The sequence below is a fragment of the Caulobacter sp. BE264 genome, assembly GCF_031457805.1.
In the GTDB taxonomy this organism is placed as follows: Bacteria; Pseudomonadota; Alphaproteobacteria; order Caulobacterales; family Caulobacteraceae; genus Caulobacter.
In genome coordinates, this window is record NZ_JAVDXI010000004.1 from 411701 (window position 1) to 424541 (window position 12841).

The window sequence follows — 12841 nt, forward strand, 5'->3', positions numbered from 1 at the left end:
CTGAAGAAGTCGACGGCGCGCGGTCTGATCATGATTACGGCCCCGGGGCGGCGCCGGATCAATCCCCGCGAATGACTTTTTTGTAAGGTTCGAAAAACCCGCTGAACGTGACATCGCCTTCATGACGCCACCTTCATTTGCATCGCGGTCCGATCAGCGCGACGATCCGGATGACGAAGTTATTCCAGGCTCAACCGTGACAGACCCCACTCCAGACACCGCCGTTCCGCCCACGCTGCCGGACGACAAGGCCCTGCCCATCGCGATCTATGCGTTGCATATCGCGGGCGCGGTGACCGGCGGCTTCACCTGCCTGATCGCCGCCATCCTGGCCTATATCAGCCGCAAGGGCGCGCCCGACTGGCTGGCCAGCCACTATGAGTTCCAGATCCGCACCTTCTGGCTGGCGCTGCTGTTCAGCCTGATTTCCGGCCTGCTCACCGTCGTCGGGATCGGCGTCGTGATGCTGGTCGCGGTCGGCCTCTGGGTCATCGTCCGCGCCGTTGTCGGCCTTTCGCATCTGCTGAAGGGCCAACCCTATCCCACACCCAAGAACTGGATGCTCTAAGCCATGACCGACGCCGCCATTACGCCTCGCGTTGAAGAAGACAAGGTCCTGCCCGCCGTCGTCTACGGCCTCTACCTGCTGGGCTTCACCAACGGCCTGACCTTCTTTGTCGGGCTGATCCTGGCCTATGTGAACCGCGACGCCGCAGGCCCGATCAACGCCAGCCACTACACCTTCGCGATCCGGACCTTCTGGCTGGCCATCGCCTGGTTCCTGATCGGCCTGATGATGACCATCTTCGGCGCGCCGCTGAGCCTGCTGCTGGTGGGCATTCCGGTGCTGATGGCCGGTATCGCGATCATGGGCGCCGTGGGCGTCTGGTTCGTGGTTCGCTGCGTGATGGGAATCTACTATCTCACCCGCGGCGAGGCGTACCCGCGCCCGCGTAGCTGGTTGATTTAGAGGCGCCTTCTCCGCCCGGCGCCCGTCCACGGATCATTCGCGCGGCTCCATTCCCCTGCCGGTTGAGACGGCTCGACGGGGTCGGGGCCGCCGGATGACTAGTGCGGCCTGGCGGAGGGACGCCCATGGTGGGCGAACGTCTGGGGGACGCGATGTTGGCGCGACTGGTTGGGATCATCTTGGGGCTGATCCTGGCGTCGGCGGGATACGTGGTGGCGGGCTGGGGCTCGCTGGGGACATGGGCCACGAATCTCGACCTTGGTCCGTTCGAACCGCATCGACCCTCTGTCGGCGTGGCGGCGGCGATCGTGGGCGGGGTGCTCATCGTCGCCGCCCTGCTTCCCCGCCCCAAGCGCAAGCCGCGCAAGACCGCGCCGGCGACTCTGGGTCTGGAGCTTGCAGACGAGGCGCCGCCGATCGCCAGCCCGGCTGTCGCGCCCGCGCTCGGCGCCCAAGCCATTGCAGCCCCGCTCGCCCACGCCGCGCCGCCGGCCGCTGCCGCGCCGGCCCCCGCGCCTCAACCCAAGACCTTCGCCGAAATGCGCATGCGCCTGGTGACGCTGAGCCGGGAGGACTCCTGGGGCGAGTGCGCCCGCCTGCTGGCGGCGATGAAGCGCGCGGCCCACACCGACGAGGAACTGGCCATCGTCCATCGCGACCTCGGCGACTTCGCCCGCGCCCAGGGCCAGCTGGACGAGGCCAGCGAAGCCTATGAGACGGCCGTGGCCTACGCGCGCCAGGTGCGCCAGACGCGGCCGACCGACGCCAGCACCGAGCTTTTGGCCGGGGCGCTATCGGGCGTTGGCGATGTCGCCGAGGCCGAAGGACGCCTCGACGCCGCTCTGTCGGCCTTCGAAGAAGCCCTCGCCCTGCGCCGCTCACGCGGTGGCCGCGAGGCCGGCGACGCCAACGCCCAGCGCGCCCTGTCGGTCAATCTGGAGCGTCTCGCCGACCTGCGCGAGGATCGCGGCCATCGCATGCGGGCGCTGGATCTCTACCGCGAAAGCTACGACATCGCCGGGCGCTTGGCGGCCGCCGATCCGGCGCGCTTCGGCCCGGACCTCGCGGCCACCCGCGCCCGCCTCAACGAGCTGGAAGCGCGCATCTCGACCTGATTTTCCGCCGCGCGCGGGCCGGCCTCTCGACCTCAGGCCTTCGGACACTTGGCGCCGGTATCGATCCACGCCTTGATCAAGGCTCCGAACTGGGCCTGGGTCCCCGGGGCCGGCGTCCGGCCCGCGCCTGGGTTCCAACCCCAGCCCACGAGATGATCCTCAGCCATATGGTGATGGATCTGCGCCAGGGTTTTCCCCCCGTTGGCGGCCGGGTTTTTGATCTGGGCGCAGATCGCTCCCAGCGACTTGCCCTGCCAGGCCATTTCGGCCGGCGCCAACGCCCACTTCGGATCACCTGGAATGCTCCTGATGCGATCACCCCAGGCCGGGACGTTCGCGGCGGTGTGACAAGAGAAGCAGGGCAGGCTCGCGGGGCCATGACCGCTGTCGCCCGCCACCATCGGCGGATTGTGCGGACGCAGGTCGTCGCCCTGGGTGGGGGCGCGCTCGACCGGGTGACAGTTCAGGCAGCGCGGGCTCTGGATCACCTTGCCCGCCTCTTCGAACAGGGCGAGCGACCGCGCGGCGGGGTCCTTGATCGATTGGAAGCTGGAGACGCTGCGAAGGCCCGACGCGTTCTCGGGGGCGGCCTGCGGCGCAGCGACACCTGCGGCGACGACCGCGCCTGCGGCCGTCAGACCTCCGACGACAATGGCGATCATAGCGATACGCATGGCGTTTCCCTCCAGCAGTGCCGGAGAGCGAACGCCTCAGCTTAGCGTGCGGTTTCCTGCGCGAGGAAACGGCGGATCCAGTCGGCCATCCGCGCGCGATCGTTGGAGCCATCCAGACTGGCGATCGCCGCGTCCGCCTGCGGATCGGTGTAGCGCGTTCCACGCCGCGCCTCGATCAAGGCCTTGGCGTAGTCGGGCGTGAATTCCGGGTGGAACTGCATCGAGATCGCCCGTTCGTTCTCGTAGGCGAGGATGCCGTAAGGCGTGAACGCGCTGCCTGCGAGGACTCGGGCCGTCGGCGGCAGGTCCACGACCTGGTCCTGGTGCGACCCGGGCACAGCCACCTGCGCGGCGTCATCCATCCAGGCGGCGCGCTCGGCGACCGCATAGGCCTGAAGGCCGACGCCCCAGCCCTTGGACGATTTTTCGACCTTGCCGCCAAACGCCTCGGCCATGACCTGATGGCCAAAACAGACCCCCACCAGAGGCGTCTCGCCCCGCGCCGCACGCAGGAACACCTTGAGCGGCTCGATCCAGGGCAGCGGGTCATAGACCCCCGCCGAGGAGCCGGTGATTACATAGGCGTCGTTCTCGCCCGGATGCGTCGGCAGTTCCCCGCCCTGAACGTCGTAGGCGCGGTAGGCGTGCCCATCGCCCAACAAGGCCTCGAACATCGCGCCATAGCCGCCATAGGTCGCCTTTAACGGGCCCGGAGGCTCGCCCGTTTCCAGCAGGCCGATCTTCAAGACGCGCGTCGTCACGGCCGTCAGTAGACCATGCCCTGGGCGACGGCCTTGAGGCGTTCGATGGCGCTGAACTTGTCCTCGATGAAGTCCTGGTCGATCCACCAGAGCTCGATCTCGCGCATCACCTCGCCGACCATCGGCCCCTTGGGCACGCCGGCCTTCATCACCTCCTCGCCCGACAGCGGGAAGGCCGGCGGGGTCCAGGTCTCGGCCAGGGCCAGCAGGGCCCGCCATTGCGGCGCGGTCGAGTCGCGCCCCGAGCCGGCCCAGGCGAGCTTGACGCGATCACAGAAGGTGCGGGTTCCCAGGCCATAGACGGCCCGACGCGCCTCGCGCGGGCTCATCCACGAGACCACGCGCGGGTTCTTGCCCACGGCCTCGACCAGACGGTCCCGCACATTGTTGGGCAGGCGCAGGCGCTCGGCCAGCTGCTCGGCGATCTTGGGATCGTCGGGGATGAGCGCCGCCAGGCGCAGGTCCGGATCGTTCTCGAACAGTTGCTCGGTCTCGATGCCGACCAGGGCCTCGAAGCGGGCCAGCGACTTCACCGACGGCAGGATCGAGGAGAGCACGCTGGTGGCCGCCATCAGGCGGAAGGCCGGACGCGGATCGTCCGCCGCCAGCATCTTCATCAGCTCCTTCTGGGTGCGCTCGGCGGCGCGTCCCGAAACCATGCCCTTCAGCGCCTTGCACGCCGCCAGGCCCTTCTGGTCCGGCTCGCCCCGGCCGTACCAGGCCTGGAAGCGGAAGAAGCGCAGGATACGCAGATAGTCCTCGCGGATGCGGGTCATCGGATCGCCGACGAACACCACCCGGCCCTCATGGGCGTCGCGGATCCCCTCGCCGGTCGGATCATAGATCCGCCCTTCCGGATCGGCGTAGAGCGCGTTGAAGCGGAAGTCGCGCCGCTCGGCGTCCTGGTTCCAGTCCTGGGTGAAGGCCACCACCGCCCGGCGGCCGTCGGTCGAGACGTCCTTGCGCAGGGTGGTGATCTCGTAGGGGCGACCGCCGGACACCGCCGTGATGGTGCCGTGGTCGACGCCGGTCGGGATGGCGCGCAGCCCCGCCTGCTCCAGGGCGTCGATGACAAGATCGGGCGTCAGGGTCGTGGCGATGTCGATGTCATCGACCGGCTTGCCCATCACCGTGTTGCGGACGCAGCCGCCCACGAACCGCGCGCAGCCGGCGTAGCCGCGCGTCTCCAACGCGGCGATGACCGCCTTGGTCTCCGGAAGCGCGATCCAGGGCGCGTCGCCGATCGTCTCACTGCTCAACGCCTGACTCCCACTCACGCGTGCGATCCCCTCCGAGGAAGGGGCGACATTGTTAGGCCAGGAAGCCCCGGCTTCGCCAGACAAGAAACACCCTATTCGGAGGAGGTCCGTCCGGTTTCGTCGTTGAGGGCCTCGTACAGCGAGCGCAGCATGCCCGCCGTCGCGCCCCAGATGAACCGATCGTTCCACGGCATGGCGTAGAAGTGACGCCGAGGGCCACCCGGAACTTCGCGATGCTGGCGCTGGTGATTGGCCGGGTCCATCAGGAAGTCGAACGGCGTCTCGAAGACGTCCGCGACCTCTTCGGGACTGGGCGTGAAGGTCGCCTTGGGATCGATGAAGCCCACCACGGGCGTCACGTGAAAGCCGGTCACGGTCTGGTAGCCGTGCAGCAGGCCGGCGACCGTCACGAGGGCGGGATCCAGCCCGACCTCTTCCTGCGCCTCGCGCAGCGCCGTGCCCCAAGGCGTTTCGCCGGGATCACAGCGCCCGCCCGGAAAGGCGATCTGGCCGGTGTGGCTGCGCAGGGTGTCGGCGCGCCGGGTCAGCAGCACGGTCGGGCCGTCGTCATGCTCGACCAGACCCACCAGGACGGCGGCCGGACGCAGGGCGTGCGGATTGTCGGCCTTCAGGCCCGGATTGAGATCGAAGTCCGAGCGCAGGGGATTGGCGAGGCTGGGATCATAACCCGCAATCGGATGCAGGCGGCTGGTGATCCAGGCGCGGCGCTCTTCGCGGGTCATGCCAAGCCCTTGCCGGGCGCGGCGATCGGGAAGAAGGCCCCGCCCGAGCGCACGCCCCAGACGCCGTCCTGCTCCACCGCCAGCTCGGCCAGCTCATAGAACACCGCCCGCGCGATCAGCGCCTCCAGCCCCCGGCGGACATGGACATAGGGCCGAGGCTCGCCGCTCGCTTCGTCGATCGTGACGCGGATCGGATTGTCGGCGCTGGCTTTCACCGTGTCGCCGACATTGGTCTGGAAGACGAGATCCTCGCCCTCGCGGTCCACGCGCACGGCGATGAACGGCGCGTCCTCGACGGTGATCTTCATCTTCTCGACCGGCGTCACCAGGTGGTAGCCGTCGGGGTCGAGGCGCAGCACGGTCGAGAAAAGGCGCACCAGCGCCTCGCGGCCGATCGGCGTGCCCTCGTGGAACCAGACGCCGTCCTTGCGGATCCGGATGTCGATCTCGCCGCAGTGCGGCGGGTTCCAGAGATGGACGGGCGGCAGGCCGCGCTCGCCCGCCGCTTTCACGGATTGAGCGACGCCATCCAGGCCAGACTTGAAGGGCGTGTCGGTCATGCCCGTTCAGTTAGGCCGTCCGACGCTCCGGCTCAAGCGCGAGGGTCAACGGCGACGAGGCCCGAAAGGCCTTGGTCGCCGCCCTCGCGCAGCGGCAGCAGCAGCACGCGGCGCTGATCCACGGGACCGGGCATCACGACGCCCGCCGTGTGCGCGTTGCTGAACCCCACCCGCCCGAAATAGGGACCATCGCCCACCAGCAGCACCGCGCGCCAGCCGGCGGCGCGGGCGGCCTCGCAGGCGGCCCCGACCAGGGCCTGGCCCAGGCCCGCGCTGCGCTCGTCGGGGTCGACGGCCAGAGGGCCCAGGAACGCGACAGGCTCGCCGCCGATCGTCACCGGCCACATCCGCACGCAGCCCACGGGCGCGCCGTCACGCAGCGACGCGAACGAGCAGTCGGCCAGCAGGGTGTTGCCCTCACGCAGGCGCTCGGACGATTTGGCGAACCGGCCGGGGCCAAAGACCCGGTCGATCAGGGCGGTGACGGCCGCTTCCATCGCAGGGGTCTCATGGACCAGCGGCGGATAGGGCTCGGGAGAAGCAAACTTTTGAACGGAGGTCATCGGCCTTCGGGAAATGCGAAAGGGCGTCGGGGGCTCCCGACACGAAGGCGCGCGGGAGGGCTTCAGATCGTGGCGCGTTCGCGCTTCATTCGTCGCAGGCGTCGCATGCCCGGAAACCTCCAGAAGATGCGCGCGCTGTAGGGCCAAGCCTTTCCTAGGTCAACACCGTTGCAGTGCGACGACTTGGCCGTATGGTCGGCGCGATGTCCGACACCGCCGCCCCGTCGCCCGAGCCCGCGCTCGAGAACCCTACCCGCGCCTTGTTGCGGGAGCGTGACTTCCTGCTGTTCTGGGCGGCGCGGTTCGTCTCGACCCTGGGCGTGCAGATCCAGTCGGTGGCGCTGGGCTGGCAGGTCTACGCTATCGCCCGCCTGACGCGCTCGGTCGGCGAGTCGGCGTTCCTGGTCAGCATGATCGGCCTGGCGCAATTCCTGCCGCTGTTCCTGCTGACCCTGGTGGCGGGCGAGACCGCCGACCGCCGGACGCGCAAGCTGATCGTGGCCGCCACCCTGGCTCTGGACGCCATCAGCGCCGGGGTGCTGCTGGTTCTGGCCCTGATGGGCTCGCACCAGCTGTGGCCGATCTTCGCAATCTCGGTGCTGTTCGGCGCCAGCCGCGCCTTCCTCTCGCCGGCCAGCAGCGCCATGGGGCCAATGCTGGTGCCGCGTCCTCTGCTGCCGAGGGCCATCGCCTGGAACTCGCTGTCCTGGCAGGCCGGATCCATCGGCGGTCCGGCGTTGGGCGGCTTGCTCCTGATCCACTCTCCCGCCTTGGCGTTCGGGGCCTCATTCGGCCTCTACCTGACCGCAGCCCTGCTGGCCCTGGCCATCCGCAAGCCCACCAAGCCCGAGCAGCAGCCCGGTTCGCGCATGGAGCTGATCAAGGAGGGGCTGTCCTATGTCTGGAACAACAAGATCGTGTTCGGCTCGATCTCGCTGGACCTGTTCGCCGTGATCCTGGGCGGCGCGACGGCGCTGCTGCCCGTGTTCGCCAAGGACGTGCTGCACATCGGCCCGGGCGGCTTTGGCCTGTTGCGCGCGGCGCCGGCGATCGGCGCCTGTCTCGTCGGCGTCTACCTGGCGGCCAATCCCATTCGCCGACACGCCGGCAAGATCATGTTCGCGGGCGTGGCCGTGTTCGGCCTTGCGACCGTGGTCTTTGGCCTCTCCAAGCTCGTGTGGCTGTCGGTGGCGGCCCTGGCGGTGCTTGGCGGGGCCGACATGCTCAGCGTCTATGTCCGCCAGACCCTGGTGCAGATCGTGACCCCCGACGCCATGCGCGGCCGCGTCGCCGCCGTCTCGGGCGTGTTCATCAGCGCCTCCAACGAGCTGGGCGAGGTCGAGAGCGGCGCGGCCGCCTGGCTGCTGGGCCCCATCGGCGCAGCGGTGTTCGGCGGCGTCGGGGCCATGGCGGTCACGGGAATCTGGGCCTTCCTGTTCCCCGAACTGCGCAAGGCCGATCGGTTGGAATAACTAGAGGCCCGCCAGCTTGCGCAGCGGCTCGCCGGTCAGGCGGCGGATGATCCACTCGTCCATCGCGGCCGCGCCCAGGCTGTCATAGAAGGCGATCGACGGCGCGTTCCAGTCGAGGACCGTCCACTCCAGGCGCCCCAGTCCCTCGTCGATGCAGCGCCTGGCGAGGTTGGCCAGCAGGGCCTTGCCCGCGCCCGAACCCCGCGCCGAGGGCCGCACAAACAGGTCCTCAAGGTAGATCCCGTGTCGCCCGACAAAGGTGGAGTAGTTGTAGAACCATAGCGCAAAGCCGACCGGCTGCCCGTCGATCTCGGCGATGTCGGCGAAGGCCCGGGCCGTGTCGCCGAACAGGGCCGCCGCCGTATCGGCCTCTGTCGCCTGTACGGTGTCGAGCAGCTTCTCATACTCGGCCAGATCGAGGATGAACTGGTGGATCAGGCCCGCGTCGGCGGGGGTGGCGGGACGGACGGTGACGGGCATGGCGGTATCCGACGACTACAGGGACTTCGTTCTGGAGCTGCTGGCCCCGCTGGGACAGGTCAGCGCGCGGCCCATGTTCGGGGGAGTCGGCGTCTATGCGAACGGTTTGTTCTTCGCCCTGATCGCCGATGACGTGCTCTATCTGAAGGGCGACGAGACCCTCAAAGCCGAGTTCGAAGCGGTCGGCTCCCACGCCTTCGCGCCGTTCGAGGACGGCAAGACCATGGCCTACTGGACCGCGCCCGCCGAAGCGCTGGACGACCAGGACCTCCTGCTGGACTGGGCGCGGAAGTCCCTGGCCGTGGCGGCGCGCAAACAGAAACCCTCTCCCAAGGGGAGAGGGCGGGGCCCGCGCTGAAAGCGTGGGTGGGAGAGGGAGTAAGACGTCGGCCGACGAAACCCCTCACCTCCCACCGCTACGCGGCGGGTCCCTCCTCTCCCTCTGGGAGAGGGTCTCGATCACCCGATCTTCACCCCCGGCGGCGGCTGGCTGCTCTCGGGCACGAAGAAGTCCGGCATCAGGCTGGCGGTCGGGTCGACTTTGTAATGATCGAAATCGCGCACGCCTTCGCCGTACAGGAAGGTGTCGTCGATCAGGAAGTTGCCGCTGAACGCCCGCGAGGGCTTGTTGAAGATCGCATAGGCCGCGTCGGCCATGATCTCGGGCGTGCGGCAATGGCGCAGGCCCTCCTCGCCGGTCAGGGCGAACTGGATGGCGGCCGTGGCGATGCCGGTGCGCGGCCAGAGCGCGTTGAAGGCGATCCCGTCGGGCTTGAACTCCTCGGCCATGCCCAGAACGCACATCGACATGCCGAACTTGGCCATGGTGTAGGCTACGTGCGAGCCGAACCAGCGCGGCGACATGTCGAGCGGCGGCGACAGCATCAGGACGTGCGGGTTCTCGGCCTTTTTCAGGTGCGGGATGCAGGCCTTGGAGGTGACGAACGTGCCGCGCGTGTTGATCTGGTGCATCAGGTCATAGCGCTTCATGTCGGTCATCAGGGTCGGCGTCAGCGAGATGGCCGAGGCGTTGTTGACGCAGATGTCGATGCCGCCGAACTGGGCCACGGCCTTGTCGACCGCGTCCTGGACGCTGGCCTCCTCGCGCACGTCGACGACCAGCGGCAGGGCCTTGCCGCCGGCCTCCTCGATGGCCTTGGCGGCGGTGTAGATGGTGCCCGGCAGCTTGGGATGCGCCTCGGCGGTCTTGGCCGCGATCACCACATTGGCCCCGTCGCGGGCCGCGCGGAGCGCGATGGCCAGGCCGATGCCGCGCGAGGCGCCGGTGACGAACAGGGTCTTGTTCTTGAGGCTCATGCGGGGTCTCCACGGGTTTTGAACAGTTGGACGCCGACGGCGGCGAAGCCGAGCAGGAAGGTCATCTTGGCCATGTGCGCGACGGGCCCGTGATCCTTCAGCGCCAGGCCGGCCAGCCCGACGACCAGGGCCGCGATCCAGAAGCTCGCCGCCAGTCGCAGCACACGGGCTCGCAAGAGGTCCACGGCCCAGACGACCATGCCGATCGACCAGACGGCCGAAGCAATCACGTAGGACGCCTCTCCGAACACCTCGGCTGACGAGGTCCGCACCAGGAGGACGCCCAGGATCGCCAGGACAAAGCCCGCAAGGCCCACAAATCCCGTCGCGCGGGCGCTCAGGACCCGCGCGCCCAGCATGCCGATCAGCAAGAGCAGGTCGATCAGCGTGTAGACGAGATGCGGCTGGGGCCCGACCAGGCGCGGATAGATCAGGAAGGGCGCGACGATGTCGATCGCCACGCCCAACAGCACCGCCACGCCCGCGAGGCGCAGCGTCGAGGCGCGCTCCATCAGGCGCCGGCCCCGACCGTTTTAACCGACAGATCCCAGAGCCGATCGGCGGCCTCAGGGTCCAGGGCGTGCGGCATGACGCCGGTCCAGGGCTTCTCCTTGCTCCAGGGCAGAGCCTGGTTGCAGTCCTCCAGATACAGCCCGCCGACGCCCTCCAGCTCGGCGCCGACAGCGGCCCAGACGCTGGTGGCCGCGCCCTGCTCGGTCGTCTTGAAGCCTTCGCGCGGCTGGTCGTTCTCGTCCAGCCAGCCCAGGGCGCGCTGCTCTTCGATCGGCAGGTGGCGCTGCAGCGGCGTCAAGATGCCGCCCGGCATGACGGCGTTGGCGTGGACGCCCTGATCCTTGAAGCGCTTGTCGAAACCCACCGCGAACAGGCTGTTGGCGGTCTTGGCCTGGCCGTAGGCCTCCCACTTTTCGTAGGGGCGGGTGTTGTAGTTCGGGTCGTCGAAATGGATTCCCGACCGGCGGTGGCCGATCGACGACAGCGACACCAGCCGCGAGGGTTTGCCGCTGGCCTTGGCGCCGGCGATCAGGTTCGGGGCCAGCAGCACCGACAGCAGGAAATGGCCCAGGTGATTGGTGCCGAACTGCATCTCGAAGCCGTCGGCGGTGCGCATCAGCGGGCTGGCCATGACGGCGGCGTTGTTGATCAGGATGTCGATCCGCCGGTCGCCCCAGACGTTCGCGAAGTGGCGGATCGCCTCCAGGCTGGACAGATCCAGCATGCCGAAGCTGACCCGCTTGGAGCCGGCCTCTTCGTTGATCGCGTTGGCGACCTCTTCGCCGAGCTCCGGCTTGCGGGCGGCGATGATCACTTCCGCGCCAGCCAGGGCGAGCGCGCGCACCGTCTCCACCCCGATCCCCGTGGCCGCGCCGGTGACGATCGCCACGCGACCGGAAAGGTCATGCCCGGCGACAACCTCGCGCGCCGTCGACTTGGCCCCAAAAGGCGATGTGATCCGTCCGCTCATGCCCGTTTCCTCCCGCTCTATTGTTATGTCGGTCAGGCTACATCCGGTCCGCGCCAATCCGCAAAGACATCGTGCGGGCTAAGCTTGGAGCGATCTAGAGCCTCGCGCGTCAAAACGGAATCGTTTTGACGCGATAACGAGGCTCTAAATCAAACACTTAGAGCGTGACTTGCGCCGAAACCGGGTCCCACTTTCGGCGTCACGCTCTAGCCGACCTTGCTGAAGTCAGGCGCACGGCGCTCGGCGAAGGCCATGAAGGCTTCGCGGGCTTCGGCGGTCTGCAGGCGCGCGGCGAACTCCGCGCCCTCTGTGTCCATCAGGTTGGCGATCTTCTCGGCGTCGCGCATCAGGCGCTTGGTCACCGTCAGGGCGCCCAGGGGACGCTTGGCCAGCTGGTCGGCGGCGGCTCGGGCGCGGGCCCGCAGCGCATCGCCGTCGGCCAGACCGTTGGCCAGGCCCCAGGCCACGGCCGTGGCGCCGTCGACCGCCTCGCCGAGGGCGAACATGGCGTAGGCGCGGGCGTGACCGATCCGGGCCGGCAGCAGCCAGCTGGACGCGGCCTCCGGCACCAGGGCCAGATTGACGAACGGCGTCGTCAGGCGCGCGTCGGGGCTGACGAACACCAGGTCGCAGTGCAGCAGCATGGTGGTTCCCACGCCGACGGCTTGGCCCTGCACAGCCGCGACCAGCGGACGCGTGGCGTTGGCCAGGGCCTTGAGGAACCGGGTCACGTGCCGCTCGCCGCTGAAAGCGCCGGTGGCCTGGGCGGCGAAGTCCTGCAGGTCGTTGCCGGCCGTGAAGCTGTCGCCGTCGCCCTGGAAGACCACCACGCGGATCGCCGGGTCCTTCTCGGCCGCCTCCAGGCTGTCGGCCAGCACGCCGTACATGGCGTTGGACAGCGCGTTCTTCTTCTCGGGTCGCGCCAGGGTGATTGTCATCACGCCGGCGTCGATCTGCACCTTCACATGGTCGGTCATTGGGGTTCTCCCTTCGGGAACTTGGTCTGCAGACTGGTCAGCCAGCGCGAGACCACGCTGATTTCCTCGTCGGTGAAGCCTTCGGTGAGTTGAGCATTGACGCCGCGCAGGCCGGCCTTGGCCGTGTCGCGGGCGATGCGGCCCTTGTCGGTCAGGTGCAGGCGCATGGCGCGCCCGTCCTTTGGATCGGCGCGGCGTTCGACCAGCTCGGCCCGCGCCATGCGGTCGATCAGGCCGGTCATGGCCGAAGGAGCCAGATCGAGGGCGTCGGCTGCTTCCCCGATCAAGGCGCCGTCGCGCTCCCCGAGGAAGAACAGCACGCCCGACTGGGCGGCCGTCAGGCCGCCTTCGGCCGCCATCTTGCCTTCGATCCAGCGCTGCACGCGCCGATGGCCGGCGTTCAGCAGAAAGACCAGTCGATGGTTGGGCGGCGTGGACATGCGCCAACCGTATATTTCACATGCGAA

At 68.6% G+C, this 12841-nt stretch carries 18 protein-coding genes; 5 read left to right on the top strand and 13 right to left on the bottom strand.

The annotated features are described in order from the left end of the window. The first annotated feature begins 196 nt into the window (after positions 1-196). The 3 genes from J2X45_RS12605 to J2X45_RS12615 all read left to right on the top strand — a co-directional run bounded on the left by J2X45_RS12605 (position 197) and on the right by J2X45_RS12615 (position 2085). Complete coding sequence (locus J2X45_RS12605; protein ID WP_310215183.1) at positions 197-568, top strand: DUF4870 family protein; 372 nt, start codon at positions 197-199, stop codon at positions 566-568. A 3-nt stretch (positions 569-571) separates the two neighbouring features. Continuing rightward, positions 572-970 (top strand): hypothetical protein, encoded by a 399-nt coding sequence (locus J2X45_RS12610; protein ID WP_310215185.1) that lies wholly within the window; start codon positions 572-574, stop codon positions 968-970. A 140-nt stretch (positions 971-1110) separates the two neighbouring features. Then, the gene (locus J2X45_RS12615) at positions 1111-2085 is read left to right on the top strand and encodes a tetratricopeptide repeat protein (RefSeq protein ID WP_310215316.1); all 975 of its coding nucleotides are present in this window, start codon (positions 1111-1113) and stop codon (positions 2083-2085) included. A 32-nt stretch (positions 2086-2117) separates the two neighbouring features. Here the strand turns inward: J2X45_RS12615 and J2X45_RS12620 are convergent, their stop codons facing one another. The 7 genes from J2X45_RS12620 to J2X45_RS12650 form a co-directional block, all read right to left on the bottom strand. Further along, complete coding sequence (locus tag J2X45_RS12620; RefSeq protein ID WP_310215188.1) at positions 2118-2759, bottom strand: Isoquinoline 1-oxidoreductase subunit; 642 nt, start codon at positions 2757-2759, stop codon at positions 2118-2120. Between the two features lie 41 nt (positions 2760-2800). Further along, a complete protein-coding gene (locus J2X45_RS12625; protein ID WP_310215191.1) occupies positions 2801-3505 on the bottom strand; it encodes a glutamine amidotransferase-related protein in 705 nt (234 codons plus the stop codon). A 20-nt stretch (positions 3506-3525) separates the two neighbouring features. Continuing rightward, positions 3526-4779 (bottom strand): CCA tRNA nucleotidyltransferase, encoded by a 1254-nt coding sequence (locus J2X45_RS12630; protein ID WP_310215194.1) that lies wholly within the window; start codon positions 4777-4779, stop codon positions 3526-3528. Positions 4780-4871: 92 nt separating this feature from the next. Beyond that, positions 4872-5522, bottom strand: coding sequence for a CoA pyrophosphatase (locus tag J2X45_RS12635; RefSeq protein WP_310215195.1), 651 nt, complete (start codon positions 5520-5522; stop codon positions 4872-4874). Further along, on the bottom strand, positions 5519-6082 hold the full coding sequence (locus J2X45_RS12640; protein WP_310215197.1) for a DUF1285 domain-containing protein: 564 nt from the start codon (positions 6080-6082) through the stop codon (positions 5519-5521). The genes J2X45_RS12635 and J2X45_RS12640 overlap by 4 nt, the downstream gene beginning before the upstream one ends. 32 nt (positions 6083-6114) lie before the next feature. Then, entirely contained in the window at positions 6115-6645 is a 531-nt protein-coding gene (locus J2X45_RS12645) for an N-acetyltransferase (RefSeq protein WP_310215200.1), read from the bottom strand. Positions 6646-6707: 62 nt separating this feature from the next. Beyond that, positions 6708-6752 carry a hypothetical protein gene (locus J2X45_RS12650; protein WP_024265543.1) on the bottom strand — a complete coding sequence of 15 codons (45 nt, stop codon included), beginning with the start codon at positions 6750-6752 and terminating at the stop codon, positions 6708-6710. Positions 6753-6848: 96 nt separating this feature from the next. Here J2X45_RS12650 and J2X45_RS12655 point away from each other — a divergent pair, with 96 nt between their 5' ends. Next, the gene (locus J2X45_RS12655; RefSeq protein WP_310215202.1) at positions 6849-8117 is read left to right on the top strand and encodes an MFS transporter; all 1269 of its coding nucleotides are present in this window, start codon (positions 6849-6851) and stop codon (positions 8115-8117) included. Here J2X45_RS12655 and J2X45_RS12660 read toward each other — a convergent pair whose 3' ends face one another. Further along, positions 8118-8597, bottom strand: a complete 480-nt coding sequence (locus J2X45_RS12660) for a GNAT family N-acetyltransferase (protein WP_310215204.1) — start codon at positions 8595-8597, stop codon at positions 8118-8120. Between J2X45_RS12660 and J2X45_RS12665 the strand changes: the two genes are divergently transcribed. Continuing rightward, positions 8587-8955, top strand: coding sequence for a TfoX/Sxy family protein (locus J2X45_RS12665; RefSeq protein ID WP_310215206.1), 369 nt, complete (start codon positions 8587-8589; stop codon positions 8953-8955). The two genes, J2X45_RS12660 and J2X45_RS12665, sit on opposite strands and share 11 nt — an antisense overlap. A gap of 101 nt (positions 8956-9056) precedes the next feature. Here the strand turns inward: J2X45_RS12665 and J2X45_RS12670 are convergent, their stop codons facing one another. From J2X45_RS12670 to J2X45_RS12690, 5 genes are all read right to left on the bottom strand, one after another. Then, entirely contained in the window at positions 9057-9914 is an 858-nt protein-coding gene (locus J2X45_RS12670; protein ID WP_310215209.1) for an NAD(P)-dependent oxidoreductase, read from the bottom strand. Continuing rightward, the gene (locus J2X45_RS12675; protein WP_310215210.1) at positions 9911-10426 is read right to left on the bottom strand and encodes a hypothetical protein; all 516 of its coding nucleotides are present in this window, start codon (positions 10424-10426) and stop codon (positions 9911-9913) included. The genes J2X45_RS12670 and J2X45_RS12675 overlap by 4 nt, the downstream gene beginning before the upstream one ends. Further along, complete coding sequence (locus J2X45_RS12680; protein WP_310215211.1) at positions 10426-11397, bottom strand: SDR family NAD(P)-dependent oxidoreductase; 972 nt, start codon at positions 11395-11397, stop codon at positions 10426-10428. The genes J2X45_RS12675 and J2X45_RS12680 overlap by 1 nt, the downstream gene beginning before the upstream one ends. A 206-nt stretch (positions 11398-11603) precedes the next feature. Next, positions 11604-12374 (bottom strand): enoyl-CoA hydratase-related protein, encoded by a 771-nt coding sequence (locus J2X45_RS12685; RefSeq protein ID WP_310215213.1) that lies wholly within the window; start codon positions 12372-12374, stop codon positions 11604-11606. Further along, positions 12371-12814 carry a MarR family winged helix-turn-helix transcriptional regulator gene (locus J2X45_RS12690; RefSeq protein WP_310215216.1) on the bottom strand — a complete coding sequence of 148 codons (444 nt, stop codon included), beginning with the start codon at positions 12812-12814 and terminating at the stop codon, positions 12371-12373. The genes J2X45_RS12685 and J2X45_RS12690 overlap by 4 nt, the downstream gene beginning before the upstream one ends. Between the last annotated feature and the right edge of the window lie 27 nt (positions 12815-12841).